Annotated in this window: 14 protein-coding genes; 10 read left to right on the top strand and 4 right to left on the bottom strand. The window is 68.3% G+C overall.

The window, feature by feature from the left end:
* The 9 genes from fliQ to glmM all read left to right on the top strand — a co-directional run bounded on the left by fliQ (window position 1) and on the right by glmM (window position 9,054).
* Window positions 1–276, top strand: coding sequence for a flagellar biosynthesis protein FliQ (gene fliQ / locus AC5RWG_RS06225; RefSeq protein ID WP_494000437.1), 276 nt, complete (start codon window positions 1–3; stop codon window positions 274–276).
* The gene (locus AC5RWG_RS06220; protein ID WP_494025445.1) at window positions 276–1,037 is read left to right on the top strand and encodes a flagellar biosynthetic protein FliR; all 762 of its coding nucleotides are present in this window, start codon (window positions 276–278) and stop codon (window positions 1,035–1,037) included. Before fliQ ends, AC5RWG_RS06220 begins: the two co-directional genes overlap by 1 nt.
* Window positions 1,038–2,216, top strand: a complete 1,179-nt coding sequence (locus AC5RWG_RS06215; RefSeq protein ID WP_494166599.1) for an EscU/YscU/HrcU family type III secretion system export apparatus switch protein — start codon at window positions 1,038–1,040, stop codon at window positions 2,214–2,216.
* Window positions 2,216–4,270, top strand: a complete 2,055-nt coding sequence (flhA, locus tag AC5RWG_RS06210) for a flagellar biosynthesis protein FlhA (RefSeq protein ID WP_494166598.1) — start codon at window positions 2,216–2,218, stop codon at window positions 4,268–4,270. The genes AC5RWG_RS06215 and flhA overlap by 1 nt, the downstream gene beginning before the upstream one ends.
* Window positions 4,245–5,834, top strand: coding sequence for a hypothetical protein (locus AC5RWG_RS06205; protein ID WP_494166597.1), 1,590 nt, complete (start codon window positions 4,245–4,247; stop codon window positions 5,832–5,834). The genes flhA and AC5RWG_RS06205 overlap by 26 nt, the downstream gene beginning before the upstream one ends.
* Before the next feature lie 62 nt (window positions 5,835–5,896).
* Window positions 5,897–6,163, top strand: a complete 267-nt coding sequence (csrA, locus tag AC5RWG_RS06200; protein WP_494012682.1) for a carbon storage regulator CsrA — start codon at window positions 5,897–5,899, stop codon at window positions 6,161–6,163.
* Window positions 6,164–6,510: 347 nt separating this feature from the next.
* Entirely contained in the window at window positions 6,511–6,954 is a 444-nt protein-coding gene (rplM, locus tag AC5RWG_RS06195) for a 50S ribosomal protein L13 (RefSeq protein ID WP_493979145.1), read from the top strand.
* Window positions 6,955–6,991: 37 nt separating this feature from the next.
* Complete coding sequence (gene rpsI, locus AC5RWG_RS06190) at window positions 6,992–7,486, top strand: 30S ribosomal protein S9 (RefSeq protein WP_493979144.1); 495 nt, start codon at window positions 6,992–6,994, stop codon at window positions 7,484–7,486.
* A 203-nt stretch (window positions 7,487–7,689) separates the two neighbouring features.
* A complete protein-coding gene (gene glmM, locus AC5RWG_RS06185; protein WP_494166596.1) occupies window positions 7,690–9,054 on the top strand; it encodes a phosphoglucosamine mutase in 1,365 nt (454 codons plus the stop codon).
* Window positions 9,055–9,141: 87 nt separating this feature from the next.
* Here the strand turns inward: glmM and AC5RWG_RS06180 are convergent, their stop codons facing one another.
* The 4 genes from AC5RWG_RS06180 to coaA all read right to left on the bottom strand — a co-directional run bounded on the left by AC5RWG_RS06180 (window position 9,142) and on the right by coaA (window position 12,699).
* Window positions 9,142–10,122 (bottom strand): SMP-30/gluconolactonase/LRE family protein, encoded by a 981-nt coding sequence (locus AC5RWG_RS06180; RefSeq protein WP_494166595.1) that lies wholly within the window; start codon window positions 10,120–10,122, stop codon window positions 9,142–9,144.
* Window positions 10,123–10,287: 165 nt separating this feature from the next.
* Window positions 10,288–10,686 carry a large conductance mechanosensitive channel protein MscL gene (mscL, locus tag AC5RWG_RS06175; RefSeq protein WP_494022525.1) on the bottom strand — a complete coding sequence of 133 codons (399 nt, stop codon included), beginning with the start codon at window positions 10,684–10,686 and terminating at the stop codon, window positions 10,288–10,290.
* A 101-nt stretch (window positions 10,687–10,787) separates the two neighbouring features.
* Complete coding sequence (locus AC5RWG_RS06170) at window positions 10,788–11,720, bottom strand: M15 family metallopeptidase (RefSeq protein ID WP_494049556.1); 933 nt, start codon at window positions 11,718–11,720, stop codon at window positions 10,788–10,790.
* A gap of 1 nt (window position 11,721) precedes the next feature.
* The gene (coaA, locus tag AC5RWG_RS06165) at window positions 11,722–12,699 is read right to left on the bottom strand and encodes a type I pantothenate kinase (RefSeq protein WP_494000427.1); all 978 of its coding nucleotides are present in this window, start codon (window positions 12,697–12,699) and stop codon (window positions 11,722–11,724) included.
* Between the two features lie 151 nt (window positions 12,700–12,850).
* Here coaA and glmS point away from each other — a divergent pair, with 151 nt between their 5' ends.
* Window positions 12,851–14,752 (top strand): glutamine--fructose-6-phosphate transaminase (isomerizing), encoded by a 1,902-nt coding sequence (gene glmS, locus AC5RWG_RS06160; RefSeq protein ID WP_494000426.1) that lies wholly within the window; start codon window positions 12,851–12,853, stop codon window positions 14,750–14,752.
* The last annotated feature ends 188 nt before the right edge of the window (window positions 14,753–14,940 follow it).

Raw genomic sequence — 14,940 nt, 5'->3', positions numbered from 1 at the left:
GTGGATACAAACGCCGTCCTCGACATCGGCCTGCAGGGCCTGCTGGTCGCCGCCAAACTCTCCGCCCCGGTGCTGGTCACCGCGCTGGTGGTGGGCTTTGCCGTCTCCCTGGTGCAGTCCATGACACAGATCCAGGAAATCACGCTGTCCTTCGTGCCCAAGGCCGTGGCCGTGGCCGTGGCGCTGCTGATCTGCGGACACTGGATGATTTCCGAGATGGTCTCCTTCACGCAGGAAATGTTCGAGAAAATCCCCGGCCTGCTCGGCGGCGGATAATGAACATCCCGCTCGACCAGGCGTGGATCGAGGCCACCATGCTGGCAGGTGTCCGCATGGTGGCTTTCCTGCTGATTGCCCCGCCGTTCTCCTACGGAGCCATCCCAACCCGCATCAAGGCGATGCTCGGCGTCGGACTGGCCCTGGCGGTGTCCCCGCGGGTGGCCAACGGGTACGAGCCGATGAGCACGGCGGGATTCTTCGGCGCGCTGGTGCTGGAGATCCTGGTGGGCGCCCTGCTGGGGTTCCTCGTGCTGGTGGTGTTCTCCGCGGTGCAGTCGGCGGGCACGTTGATCGACCTGTTCGGCGGCTTCTCCATGGCGCAGGCGTTCGACCCGCAGTCGATGGTCAACGGCGCGCAGTTCACCCGGCTGTTCCAGATGGCCGCGCTGGCGCTGCTGTTCGCCTCCGACGGCTACCAGTTGATCATTGGCGGGCTCGCGCGCAGTTTCACCGCGCTGCCGCTGGGCGGGGGAGTCGACCTGGCCGAGCCGGTGCAGCTGATCATCACCGGTGTGACGCAGATGTTCCTGGCGGCGGTGCAGATTGCCGGACCCCTGCTGGTGGTGCTGTTCCTGGCCGACGCCGGCCTCGGCCTGCTCACCCGGGTGGCCCCGGCGCTGAACGCGTTTGCGCTGGGCTTCCCGTTGAAGATCTTCCTGACCCTGACCCTGGCCGGCGTGGTGTTCGTGGCGCTGCCGCGGATTGTCTCCTCGCTCGCCGGGCAGGCCGTGACGGCGCTGACGGGGGTGGTGGGCTAGATGTCGCAGGACACCTCCGAAGAACGGACAGAGCAAGCCACCGCCAAGCGGATGAAGGAAGTCCGGCAGAAGGGCCAGCTCTCCAAATCCCAGGACCTCACCGCCTGGCTGGGCGTGGGCGCGGCCGCGTTGATGCTGCCGATGACCATCGGCCGGGCCTCCCAGGCCGGCACCGACCAGATGTTCACCGTCACGCGGATGATCCAGTCGCCGGACCCGGGGCTGGTGGTCAAGGCGCTCGAGGACGGCCTGGGCACGATCATGTACACGCTCACGCCGATGTTCCTGGCCGTGGTCGCCGTGATCATCGCGGGTGCGGCGCTGCAGGGCGGCATCCACTGGAAGAAGTTCAAACCCGAGACCCAGCAGTTCAACCTGGTCAACGGGCTGAAGAAGGTGTTCGGCCTGCAGGCTCTCTGGCAGGGTGCCAAGGCGCTGCTGAAGACCGTGGTGGTGGGACTCGCTCTCTACTTCGTGATCCAGGGCCTGGTCCCGGTGCTGATAACCGCCGGCGGGCTCTCGGTCGGCTCGCTGCTCGAGGCTGCGGGCGGCGGCACCGCCGGGCTGCTGCAGACCGCAATCATCGCCGGCCTGGTGCTGGCCGCGCTGGACGTGATGGTGGTGATCCGGCGCAACCTCAAGAAAACCCGGATGACCAAGAAGGAAGTCCGCGACGAAAACAAGAGCTCCGAGGGCGACCCGTTGATCAAGTCGCAGCGGCGCTCGCGGCAGTTGGCGATGAGCCGCAACCGCATGATCGCCGCGGTGGGAGGCTCCGACGTCGTGCTGGTCAACCCGACCCACTACGCGGTGGCGCTGAAGTACGAACCGGGAAAGTCCGCGCCGCGCGTGGTGGCCAAGGGGGCGGGCAACATTGCCGCCCGCATCCGCGAGGAAGCCGAAACCACCCGCGTGCCGGTGGTGCGCGACGTCCCGCTGGCCCGGGCGCTGCACGGCGCCTGCGAGATCGGCCAGGAGATCCCCCTGGAGCTTTACAACGCCGTGGCCCGCGTGCTGGCCTTCGTCATGAGCCTGAAGGCCCGCGGCGCCTCGGCCGGTACAGCCGCGGGCGTCCACACCATGGCGGAGCCGGCGATGACCGACGCCGACGCTGCCGCCCACGCTTCAACCCGGCAGGGCCGCCGAGCCTTGTCCCTACCGTCACCCGGAGGTGACTGATGAACCGCAACCTCTCCAAGCTCGCCGTCCCGATCGGCGTGGTGGGCATCGTCCTGCTGCTGGTGGTGCCGATTCCGGCTGGACTGCTGGACGTGCTGATCATCGTGAACATCCTGCTGGCGCTGGTGATCCTGCTGACCACGATGTTCGTGAAGAAGCCGCTGGACTTCTCCGTGTTCCCGTCGCTGCTGCTGGTGGCCACGCTGTTCCGGCTGGGCCTGAACGTGGCGTCCACCCGGCTGGTGCTGGGCGACGGCTACGCCGGGCAGGTGATCGAGGCCTTCGGCCACGTGGCCGTGGGCGGCTCGATCATCATCGGCGCGGTGGTGTTCCTGATCCTGGTGGTCATCCAGTTCGTGGTGGTCACCAAGGGCGCCGAGCGCGTGGCCGAGGTGGGAGCGCGCTTCACGCTGGACGCAATGCCGGGCAAGCAGATGGCGATCGACGCCGACCTGAACGCCGGGCTGATCACCGACGTGCAGGCCCGGGAACGCCGTGCCGCGGTATCCGCCGAAGCCGACTTCTACGGCGCGATGGACGGCGCGTCCAAGTTCGTCAAGGGCGACGCGATCGCCGGCATCATCATTATCATCATCAACATCGTCGGCGGCATCGCCATCGGCATGCTGCAGCGCGGCATGGAAATCGGCGACGCGGTCAGCACCTACACCCTGCTGACCATCGGCGACGGCCTGGTCACGCAGATCCCGGCGCTGCTGATGGCCGTGTCCACCGGCATGGTCGTGACGCGTTCGAATGCCGACTCCGAAATGGGTTCCGACGCCTCCGACCAGCTGACCCAGTCCCGGCAGGCGCTGATGATCGCCGGCGGCGCGGCCATTCTGCTGGCCCTGATCCCGGGCATGCCCAAGATCCCGTTCATCCTGGTGGGCGCGTTCCTGATCTTCATGGCGCAGCGGCTCAAGGCCACCGAGGCGGCCAAGGCCAAGGACGACGACGCCGCCGCCGCCGAGGCGGGTCAGGCGGCTCCCGCTTCGGAGACTACCGAGGACCTGATTGAACAGATGCGGGTGCACGCGCTGGAGATCCAGCTGGCCCCGGACCTGGTGGATTTGGTCTCCGGCGCCTCCGACGACCTGCTGGCGCGGGTGCGTGCGCTGCGCCGGAAGATAGCCATGGAACTGGGCGTCGTGGTGCCGCCGGTGCGCACCCGCGACAGCATCGACCTGCCGATGTCCACCTATGTGATCCGGATTGCCGGCGTGGAGGCCGGCCGCGGCGAGGCCCCGGCCGGCAAGGTTTTGGCGCTGGGGGACAACCTGGAATCGCTGCCGGGCATCGCCACGGTGGAGCCGGTGTTCGGGCTGGCCGGCAAGTGGGTCCCGGCGGAGATGCGGCACAGCGCGGAGATGGCGGGAGCCACCGTGATCGACCGCGTCTCCGTGCTGGTCACGCACCTGTCCTCGTTGATCTCCGCCAACGCCGCCCGACTGCTGACCCGTGAGGACGTGCGCGTGCTGACCGAGGGCGTGAAGTCGGTGAACCCGTCCGCGGTGGACGAACTCACTCCGTCGCTGCTGTCGCTGGCCGAGGTGCAGCGCGTGCTGCAGGGGCTGCTGGCGGAGCAGATCCCGATCAACGACCTGCCGCGCATTTACGAGGCGCTGGCGTTGAAGGCCAAGTTGTCCACCGACCCGGAGGGGCTGATCGAGGCGGCCCGGCAGGCGCTGGGCCCGGCCCTGACCGCGCAGTACCTGGACGGGCAGTTGCTGCGGGTGATCATGATCGATCCCACGCTGGAGCAGTCCATGCTGGAGGGCATGCGCCCGTCCGAGCACGGCACGCAGATCCTGCTCTCGGTCGAGCGGACCGAAGCCGTGCTGGCCTCGCTGCGGGATGCGCTGGAGAAAGTGGAAGCCAACGGCCTCACCGCGGTGCTCGTGTGCGCGCCCGCGCTGCGCCCGGCCATCCGGCGGCTCGTTTCGGCGCAGGCCGGGGGACTTCCGGTACTGTCCTATCAGGAGGTCACCTCCGCCAGCGTGAAGATCGAGACCGTGGGGGTAGTACGTGTCGGCCAGACGGCTGCAGCTTAAGGGCGCTTCCCTCCAGGAACTCAAGGCCAAGGTCCTGGCCGACCACGGACCCGACGCGAAGATTGTCGCGGCCGAGAAGGTCACGGTCGGCGGCATCCGCGGCTTCTTCGCCCGCGAGCACTACGAAGTCACGGTGGAACTGCCGGCCTCGGCCGTGCGTGGCCAGCATGCCCTGGACCAGAAGGCCCGAGCCGGAATCGCGGCGCTGCTGGCCGACGCCGAGCGCACCGAATCCAGGCTTCACGGCAAGGCGCCGGAACTGCACGTCTCCACCCACACCGACCAGTTCGCGGTCATCATGGACAACCTGACCCTTAACACGGCGCGGCCCACCCGCCTGCCCAAGGGCGCCCGACTGGAGAAACCGCCGCCGGAAGTTGCCGGGCAGGCGGAGCGCCGCGGAGCCGCGGCGGCGAGACCGGGCTGGGGCCGGCGGCGGAACGACCCAAAGCCCCCGAAGGACGCTGCAGCAGATTCCGGCGGCGCGACCGCGCCGGGGCCGGGGGCAGGTGCAGGGGCCTTGGAAGCCCCCGCCACGGAAGCCCCCGCCACGGCAGTCCCCGCCACGGCAGTCTCCGTTGCGGAAGGCTCCGCCTGGGCAGCGGCAGCGGGGGCAGCGGCAGCGGCAGCCACAACCCCAGCCACAACCCCAGCCTTCGACGCAGCCCCGGCGGCTTCGGCCCTGCCCGCAGCAGCCCAAGCTGACGACTCTCGGGAGGCCGCCGGACCCGCCAACCCGACGGCCGGGACGGGTCGGCGCGCGGCGGCCCGAGCCACTGCGGCCGGGGCGTTCGAGGCGGAGCGGGCCGGGCAGGCGGGGCAGGACGATGAGGCCGGGCAGGCCGGGCAGGCCGGGCAGTCGGGCAGGGCAGCTACCGAACCGGCTGCCCAGCGCTCGGCTCTCACCGGCGGCGACGCGGGCTCCGGCACGGGCCCCGGCGTCGTCGTTGGCGCCGTACTTGAGGATGGGCAGCCGCCGGCAGTGGAGGCACAACCCGCCGCCGCCGAAAGGGCGCGCCAGCCGGCCGTTCCGGTGCCGCTCTACGGGCCGGGGGACCTGGTGCTGGTAATCGGCCAGGATGATATTGCCCTCGAGGCCGCCAACTCCATGGCCGCCGCGGCCCCTGCAGTCAACGGTGCGCCCTCGGAGGCCGCCGACTGGATATCGGGCGGCGGCAACATGGTGAAGATGGCCGGCGCGCACGCCGCCGATGTCCGGCGACCGGTGCAGGACCGCAACAGCGCGATCGGTGCCCGTGCCCGGGGCGTGGAGCGGGGACAGAGCGTGTTCGTGGCCTTTGGCCTGGGCCAGGCGCTCACGCCGCCTGTGGAGCTGCTCGCGCTGCTTCCGGCTTTGGGAGCGGACCAGATCTGGCTGGCGGTGGACGCCCGGCGAAAGGCCGAAGACACCGACCGCTGGGTGCAGGCCGTGCAGCGGGTGGTGGTTCCCGACAGCCTGGCGGTCACCGGGACGAGGCACACCGGGACGCCCAAGACCGTGAACACCCTGGGGGTGCCGGTGGGTTGGGTGGACGGCGCGCCGTCCGAGACCGCCTGGCTCTGACTGCCGCGGCGGGTCGAGCGGGCCTGCCCGGGCGCCGAGTTCAGCTGCGATAGAGTTGACGCGTGCTGGTGCTGACGCGAAAACCCGGAGAGCGGATCCTGATCGGTGACGACATCGTCATCACCGTGCTGGACGCCCGCCGCGACGGCGTCCGCCTGGGCATCGAGGCCCCGCGCGGCGTGAAGATCCAGCGTGATGAGGTGGTCCAGGCGGTCAGCGAGGCCAATATGGCTGCCGCCCAGAGCGGCCCGGAGGCCGAGGAACGCATCAAGGCCCTGCTGGGCCTGAACCTCCCCGGCAGCAGCGGCCCCGGCGGCCCCGGCAGCTGATCCGCTCGCCGGCGGCCCCACCGGTGCCGGCAGCTAAACCCGTTCACGGGCGGGGCCAGGGGCGGCGGCAGGCACCGGCGTCGTCGTGCTGTTGTGGCCTTTTTGACCTAACCCGGCACGGCAGGATAACCTTGGTAGTCGTTGTGCGTGTCCAACCTCGATACGCTATGTCCGTGTGGCGGCCCAGTTGCAGGGCCAACCTGGTCCACGGAAATAGCCGAGACTTTCTGGGCCACTGGTTACATTTCAGTCCTCACCTGAAGTTCCGGTAGCGCATCACCAACTTTGCGCGTGTGTTCTGTGAAGAATGCGCCGCTACCTTAGAACACCAAACGAAGGCAAAAACCGTGCGTACGTACACTCCGAAGCCCGGCGATATCAACCGCCAGTGGCACGTCATTGACGCCACCGACGTCGTCCTGGGTCGTCTTGCCAGCCAGACCGCAACACTGCTGCGCGGAAAGCACAAGCCGACCTTTGCTCCTCACATGGACATGGGCGATTTCGTCATCATCATCAACGCTGAGAAGGTCGCCCTGACCGGCGCCAAGCTCGAACAGAAGCGTGCCTACCGCCACTCCGGGTTCCCGGGTGGCCTGTCCTCCGTCAACTACGCCGAACTGCTGGAGAAGAACCCGGTTCGTGCAGTTGAGAAGGCCATCAGGGGCATGCTGCCGAAGAACTCCCTGGCTGCCCAGCAGCTGTCCAAGCTGAAGGTCTACACGGGTGCCGAGCACCCGCACGCTGCCCAGCAGCCGAAGACCTTCGAAATCACCCAGGTCGCCCAGTAGCGCCGGCCACCACTAGAAACTTAATTCAAGGAGCATCGTGGCTGAAGAGCTGAACACCGCTGCTGAGGGCGAAACCCTCACCAGCTACACCTCGGAATCATCCGAGGTCACCGAGACCGCCAAGAAGGAACGCCCCGCCCTCACCGTAGGCGGAGGCGCCGTGGGTCGCCGCAAGCAGGCTATCGCCCGCGTACGTCTGGTTCCGGGTGCCGGCAACTGGACCATCAACGGCCGTGAGCTGGCGAACTACTTCCCGAACAAGCTGCACCAGCAGGAAGTGAACGATCCGTTCAAGATCCTGGATCTGGAAGGCGCGTACGACGTCATCGCCCGCATCCACGGCGGCGGCCCCTCCGGCCAGGCCGGTGCGCTGCGCCTGGGCGTTGCCCGTGCGCTGAACGAGATCGACCGCGAGAACAACCGCCCGACCCTGAAGAAGGCCGGTTTCCTCACCCGCGACGCACGCATCATCGAGCGCAAGAAGGCTGGCCTCAAGAAGGCCCGCAAGGCGCCGCAGTACTCGAAGCGCTAAACCGCTTCCGAAGCTTTTGCTTCCACGCGAGGTCCCGCAGCATGGCTGCGGGGCCTCGCGTGTGTTTAAGCGGCCATAGCGAGGGGGCGGGCCGGGGTGTAAGGCCGCTTGCGGCGGGGTCAGAAGCCAAAACAGGGCGCAGCACGCGGCCGCCGGCGGGAGGTGAACCGGCTCCTTGGTGCGCTGCCGTAAAATAGGTCGCGATGTCTAGATTATTTGGTACCGACGGAGTCCGCGGACTGGCCAACGGATTGATCACTGCAGAGCTGGCGCTCGAGGTCGCGCAGGCGGCCGCAGTGGTCCTTGGCCACCGGCAAGTTGAAGACGGCAAGCGCCCGACGGCGGTGATCGCCCGCGACCCGCGCGCCAGCGGCGAGTTCATCAGCGCCGCCGTGGAGGCCGGCCTCGCCAGTGCGGGCGTCGATGTCTACGACGCCGGGGTGCTGCCCACCCCTGCGGCCGCTTACCTGGTGGGGGACCTGGCGGCCGACTTTGGCGTGATGATTTCCGCCTCGCACAATCCGGCCCCGGATAACGGCATCAAGTTTTTCGCCCGCGGCGGGCACAAGCTGCCGGACGAGGTCGAGGACGCGATCGAGCAGGAGATGGCGCAGCCGCGCGTCCGGCCCACGGGCGCAGAGATCGGGCGTATCCAGCGTTTTGCAGACGCCGAAGACCGCTACATCCTGCACCTGCTGCAGACCCTGCCTTCCCGCCTGGAGGGCCTGAAGGTGGTTCTCGACTGCGCGCACGGCGCGGCCAGCGGCTGCTCGCCGGAGGTGTTCCGCGCCGCCGGTGCTGACATTGTGGTGATGGGTGCCGAGCCGGACGGGCTGAACATCAACGACGGCGTGGGGTCCACTCACCTGGAGAAGCTGCAGGCCGCCGTCGTCGAGCACGGCGCTGACCTGGGCATTGCCCACGACGGCGACGCCGACCGCTGCCTGGCTGTGGACGAGCGCGGCAACGTTGTGGACGGCGACCAGATCATGACTATCCTGGCGCTGGCCCTGCGCGACGCCGGCCGGCTCAAGGACGATGTCCTGGTTGCCACGGTCATGAGCAACCTCGGCATGAAGCTGGCCCTGCAGGATGCCGGCATCCGCATCCAGGAAACCGCCGTGGGCGACCGGTACGTGCTGGAATGCATGCGCGCGCACGGCTACTCGCTGGGTGGCGAACAGTCCGGGCACGTGATCTTCTCGGAGTACGCGACCACCGGCGACGGCGTCCTGACCGGGCTGCAGTTGGCCGCACAGGTGGCCAAGTCCGGCAAGCCCCTCTCGGAGCTGTCGCAGCGGATGGTCCGGCTTCCCCAGGTCCTGATCAACGTCAAGGACGTGGACAAGTCCGGGGTCGAAACCAACCAGCCCCTCCAGCAGGCCGTGGCTGCCGCGTCCGCCGCGCTGGGTGGGACCGGACGGGTGCTGCTGCGCCCCTCCGGAACCGAGCCGGTCGTGCGCGTGATGGTCGAAGCCGCTGACATGGAAACCGCCCAGGCAACCGCCGACGAGCTCGCCCGGACCGTGAAGGCGCACCTGTCGCTGGAGGCGGCCGCCGCCGAGTAGGGGCGCCGCCGCAGACTGGGCGGGCGGGAAGCCGGTCCGGCGGCCGGCGGACCTGCCGGGACCCAAGGACCGCGTGCGGGGCAGCCATCAGCGCCGGGCCTTCACCAGCACCACCTCGTAGCTGTCCGCCGTCGGCGGGTTCCCGGTGTCGAACTTCGCGTTCACGACGGCGAGTCGGCGGCCGAACAGCGCGGCGGTGGTCGGGGTCTGGAAAGCGTCACTGGTGATCACGGACCGGACCTCCCCGGAGTCAATCCGGCGGTCCAGCCTGATCACGCTGATCTGGTTGTCCATGTTTTGGACCGCCCAAAGCCAGCGGCCCTTCAGCACCAACCCGTCGACGTTGGGGACGCTGACGCCGGAGATTTCGGCGCTGGCACCGGTTTCCGGGTTCACGGTGTACAGCGCAGCGTTGGCCGAGTGGGCCACAATCAGCTGCCGCCCGTGGTCGGCCGCCACTATGCCGTTCAGGTTGAACGCCGCGGGGGTTTCCGCGGCAGGGCCGCTCAGTTGCAATGTCCGCGGGCTGCCCAGCTGCCCGCGGTGACCGATCGGCACGAAGTACAGCTCGCCTTCGCGCGAGTTCGTAAACCAGGCGCCGCCCCGACCAAGGGTTACGTCGTTGATGAAGGAGCTGGCGGGGTCGTTCAACTGGAACTCGGCCACAGGTTCCGCGGTCCGGGTGTTGTAAACATAGGCCTTGCCGGTAGGTCCGCCGGCCACGAAGAGCAGGTTCCGCCGCGTGTCGGCAGCCATGCCGACGGCGAACCGGCCGTCCGGTGCGTCGATGAACTTCTCGGCGGTGCCCCGCCGTACGTCGCCACGGAAGATGTCGCCCGCCAGCAGGTCGCCGGCGTAGAAGGTGCTGCCACGGCCGGCGGCGATGCCCTCCGCGGACGTCGCGTCCGGCAGGTCGATGATTCGGTCCGTACACTCCGGTGACGAGCCGTGGGTGCCGGAGACAACGTGGCCGGCGGAAGCCGGCAGCCCCGTCAGCATCAGGGCGACGGCGGTCAGCAGGGCGGCGGCACATCGAGCCGCCAGGGAAAGGGGGAGGTGGGGTCGCATGGAGGTCACCTGATTCTTGCGTGATGGCGTCGGGAGTTCCCTCCAGCAGGCTCCCGATGGTGATGCTCATAGCGTACGCCGGGCCGGCGGAAACGTCAGGCCCTCCCGGAGGCGCTGCCCCAACGGCCCGCAGCGGCGGTAGCGGCCCGCTTCCGGACATCGCCCTTACGCCTGATTGCGTGCCTGCAGTGCGTCCCGAATCTCGGTGAGCAGCGCGACCTGAGGGTCGACGGCCTCTTCCTCCTTGTTGATCCCCAGGCGGCGGTTGCGCCGCTCGATCATATGGTTCATCGGTGCCACGATGACGAAGTAGATCGCCGAGGCGATGAGCAGGAAGTTCACGATGGCGGTCAGCAGGACGCCGAACGCGACGTCGTTCCCGTTGAAGTTCCAGAGCAGGAAACTGTCGAAATTCGGCGAGCCGACCAACCCGGCGATGAACGGCATCAGCACGCTGTTGACCAAGGCATTGACCACGCTCCCGAAGGCCCCGCCGATGATCACGGCCACGGCAAGGTCAATGACGTTGCCCTTCATGATGAACTCTTTGAATCCGTTTATCATGTGGCCAATGTAGCGCCTCGGGGCAGGGACCTGGGGGCGCGGGGGCAGGGACGGAGGCCGCCCCGGGATGAGGCCGCCGCAGGATGGGTGGCTGCGCCCGCTCACGAATAGCGGGCGGCTCCGGGTAACCCGAAGTACTCCTCGAGCGTCTCGATGCCCCGTTTGGCCATGTCCGCGGCCACTTTCTTTCCCACGTAGCGCAGGTGCCAGGGTTCCGGCGAATAACCGGTCATGGCCTCGGCGCCGGGCCGGTAGCGGATGATGAATCCGAAGCGGGCGGCGTTGTGTGCCGCCCAGTTGCCCGCTGCCGTGTCGGCGAAACACTGCTGCAGGTTGCAGACCCCGGTGGCGTCGCCGATGTCCAGGGACAGCCCGGTCTGGTGCTCCGAATAACCGGGTCGCGCCGAAATCATGTCCGCGGCGGCCTCGCTGCCGTGTTGCCGGACCCAGTGGTTGTAGGTGCTGGCCTGCGTCGCGTAGGACCGGAACCCGCTGATCATGATCATGAACGCGCCGTCGGCGGCGGCCGCGTTGAACATGTCCTCGGTGGCGGTCGCCACGGCGTCCCGCAGCAGCGCCGATTCCCCGCCCGTGCCCAGGGCCACCGCCGGCTGGCGCAGGTCTCCGGGGTGGTAGTCCAAGGGATCGAGCGGACGGGCCTTGTTGACGACGACGGCGATGCTCGCCGGATCTGTGTGGTCCTCCCCGGCGGCCGCGGCGCCGTCGTTGTTTACGCCGCCGCCCGCCCCGTCCTTCTTGCCGCCGCCCGCGGCCCCGCCCTTGCTTCCGCCGTCCTTCCGGCCGCCGCCGGTGGCGTCGCCGTCTTTCTTCGGAGCCTTCGGGCTCTGTTCGGGGACCGGAAGGGACGTGGTTTCCTCGGCCGGGGTCGGTGCCGGTGCAGTCGGTGCGGCCGTCGCCGTGCCGGCGGACGCGGCGGGAGGCGGAGCGGTTTCCCCCGCCGGCGCGCAACCGGTGAGCAGGGCCAGCGCGGCGGCCAGGCCGGCTGCGAGCACCGGCGCCCTCAGAACGGCCATGTCAGGTTTTCCGCAGCAGCATTCTGCGGATCGAGTGGTCCGCGTCCTTGGTGAGCACCAGCTGTGCCCGCCCGCGTGTCGGCAGCACGTTCTCCCTCAGGTTCGGTTCGTTGATCCGCCGCCAGATGCCCAGGGCCGTCTCGGTGGCCTCCTCGTCCGTGAGCGAGGCGTAGCGGTGGAAATAGGATTCCGGATCCGTAAAGGACGTCCGCCGCAGTTTGTGGAAACGGTTGACGTACCACTGCTCAATATAGGACGTCTTGGCATCCACATAAATGGAGAAGTCGAAGAAATCGCTGAGCGCCAGCCCGGTGCGTCCGTCCGCCCGCGGGCGCGCCGGAGCCAGGACGTTCAGGCCCTCCACGATCAACACATCCGGACGGTGGACCACCACTTCCTTGTCCGGCACGATGTCGTAGGTCAGGTGCGAATACCAGGGCGCATGCACTTCCTCTGCCCCGGACTTCACCTCGGACACGAACCGCAGCAGCGCCCGCTGGTCGTAGGACTCGGGGAAGCCCTTGCGTTCCATCAGCCCGCGCCGCGCCAGTTCGGCGTTGGGGTAGAGGAAACCGTCGGTGGTGACCAGCTCCACGTTCGGGGTGTCCGGCCAGCGCCGCAGCATCTCGCGCAGCACGCGGGCCGTGGTGGATTTCCCAACGGCGACCGATCCGGCCACGCCGATCACGAACGGTGTGCGGCGGCTGGTTTCGCCCAGGAAGGTGGTGGTGGCCTTGTGCAGCTCGCCGGCCGCGCCCACATACAGGTTGAGCAGCCGGGAGAGCGGCAGGTAGACCTCGCGGACCTCGTCCAGGTTCAGGGCATCGCCCAGGCCCCGGAGCCGCTCGATATCGTCCTGGTCCAGGGGCTGTTCAATCTCGTTGGACAACCGGGACCAGGTCTGCCGGTCCAGCTCCACGAATGGTGTGAAGTTACTCTCACCGTTGGACGCCGTCGTCTTCGGTGTCGCATCAGTCACCTATGAATTGTGCCTGCTGCGGGATTCAAATCCCAAAAGGCGCCCCGCTGCGGCGCGGCGGATTGCCCCGTCCCGCCTTCGCAGCGGCCGCCGGGATGGCGTGCGGAACCCTCTGTCGGTGACGGTCCCGCGGGCAGGTACCCTTAATCCCATGTGTGGAATCGTAGGTTATGTTGGCCGCCGCGACGGCGGGGCCGGAGTCAGCGCTGCTGATCACAGCGCCCTGGACGTCGTTCTCGAGGGCCTTCGCCGCCTGGAATACCGCGGTTACGATTCCGCGGGAGTGGCAGTCATCTCCAGCTCCGGGATCGAGGCGCGGAAGAAGTCGGGCAAGCTGAGTAATCTGCTGGACGAGCTCGAGTCCGCCCCGCTGCCCGAGTCGCTGACCGGTATCGGCCACACCCGCTGGGCCACGCACGGCGGCCCCACCGACGAAAACGCGCACCCGCACCTGGCCGACGGCGACAAGCTCGCCGTGATCCACAATGGCATCATCGAGAACTTCGCCGAGATCCGTGCCTCCATGCTGGCCAAGGGCCACACGTTCCGTTCGGAAACGGACACCGAGGTGGCAGCGGTGCTGCTCGGAGACCTCTACCGGTCTCTGGTTGCGGAGGATCCCGCCACCGCGACCCTGGCCAAGGCCATGCAGCTCGCCTGCCAGCGGCTGGAGGGCGCCTTCACCCTGCTGGCCATCCACCAGGACCAGCCCGACGTCGTCGTGGCCGCACGCCGTAACTCGCCGCTCGTCGTCGGACTGGGCGAGGGCGAGAACTTCCTGGGCTCCGACGTCTCCGGCTTCATCGACTTCACCCGCCGCGCCGTGGAGCTGGAGCAGGACCAGATCGTGACCATTACCCCCGACTCCTTCGAGATCACCGACTTCTTCGGCAACGCCGCCCAGGGCACCGAATTCGAGGTGAACTGGGATGCGGCCGCCGCGGAGAAGGGTGGCTACCCGTCCTTTATGGAGAAGGAAATCAACGACCAGCCCGAGGCGGTCGGCCAGACCCTGCTGGGCCGCTCGGACCTGCACGGCAGGCTGACCCTGGACGAGCTGCGGATCGACCCGGAGCTGCTCAAGACCGCCAACAAGATCATCGTGCTGGCCTGCGGCACCTCGGCCTACGCCGGCCAGGTGGCGAAGTACGCGATAGAGCACTGGTGCCGCATACCGGTAGAGGTCGAACTCTCGCACGAGTTCCGGTACCGTGACCCGATCGTGGACGCCAACACCCTGATCGTGGCCATCTCCCAGTCCGGCGAGACCATGGATACCCTGATGGCCGTCCGGTACGCCAAGGAGCAGGGGGCCAAGGTCCTCGCCATCTGCAACACCAACGGTTCGACCATCCCGCGCGAGGCCGACGCCGTGCTGTACACCCACGCCGGACCCGAGATCGCCGTCGCCTCGACCAAGGCCTTCCTGGCGCAGATCACCGCCGCCTACCTGCTGGGCCTCTACCTGGCGCAGCTGCGCGGGAACAAGTTCCAGGGCGAGATCAAGGACATCCTGGCCGACCTGGGCAAGATCCCGGCGAAGATCCAGAGCGTGCTGGACAACGCCAAGGACATCAAGGACCTAGCCGTGCTCATGGCCGAGAGCAAGTCGGTGCTGTTCCTGGGCCGGCACGTCGGCTTCCCCGTCGCCATGGAGGGCGCGCTGAAGCTTAAGGAGCTGGCCTACATCCACGCCGAAGGCTTCGCCGCAGGCGAGCTCAAGCACGGGCCGATCGCCCTGATCGAGGAAGGCCAGCCGGTCTTCGTGGTGGTACCTTCGCCGCGCGGCCGCAACTCGCTGCACGCCAAGGTCGTCTCGAACATCCAGGAAATCCGCGCCCGCGGCGCCAAGACCATTGTCATCGCCGAGGAAGGCGACGTCTCCGTCAAGGACTTCGCCGAGTTCGTCTTCTACGTTCCCGAGACGCCGACGCTGCTGGCTCCGCTGCTCACCACGGTCCCGCTGCAGATCTTCGCCTTGGCACTGGCGACGGCCAAGGGCTACGACGTGGACCAGCCGCGCAACCTGGCCAAGAGCGTCACCGTCGAGTAGCAGGCAGTTGGCAGGCATGTCCACCCGGTTACTCTTCGCGGCGCCCCGGTCTCCGTACAACAGGATCGGGGCCTGCTCCGTTCCCAGACGTCCCGTCCGCGCCCGGCACGCGGCGCTCCGGCGTCGTGTCCGGCTGCTGTCCGTGCCGCCCGTGCGGTGCACCCTGATTTCCACCGGGGAGCCGGTCC

It is taken from the genome of Arthrobacter sp. Y3221160 (assembly GCF_059092585.1).
The sequence above is the reverse complement of the archived record's forward strand: the minus strand, read 5'-3'. Positions and strand labels throughout refer to the sequence as shown.

What these genes read in the sequence shown, in the direction of transcription:
- AC5RWG_RS06220 (WP_494025445.1), top strand. Translation starts at nt 276, where the DNA reads ATGAACATCCCGCTCGACCAGGCGTGGATCGAGGCCACCATGCTGGCA.
- AC5RWG_RS06215 (WP_494166599.1), top strand. Translation starts at nt 1,038, where the DNA reads ATGTCGCAGGACACCTCCGAAGAACGGACAGAGCAAGCCACCGCCAAG.
- flhA (WP_494166598.1), top strand. Translation starts at nt 2,216, where the DNA reads ATGAACCGCAACCTCTCCAAGCTCGCCGTCCCGATCGGCGTGGTGGGC.
- glmM (WP_494166596.1), top strand. Translation starts at nt 7,690, where the DNA reads ATGTCTAGATTATTTGGTACCGACGGAGTCCGCGGACTGGCCAACGGA.
- AC5RWG_RS06180 (WP_494166595.1), bottom strand. Translation starts at nt 10,122, where the DNA reads ATGCGACCCCACCTCCCCCTTTCCCTGGCGGCTCGATGTGCCGCCGCC.
- mscL (WP_494022525.1), bottom strand. Translation starts at nt 10,686, where the DNA reads ATGATAAACGGATTCAAAGAGTTCATCATGAAGGGCAACGTCATTGAC.
- AC5RWG_RS06170 (WP_494049556.1), bottom strand. Translation starts at nt 11,720, where the DNA reads ATGGCCGTTCTGAGGGCGCCGGTGCTCGCAGCCGGCCTGGCCGCCGCG.
- glmS (WP_494000426.1), top strand. Translation starts at nt 12,851, where the DNA reads ATGTGTGGAATCGTAGGTTATGTTGGCCGCCGCGACGGCGGGGCCGGA.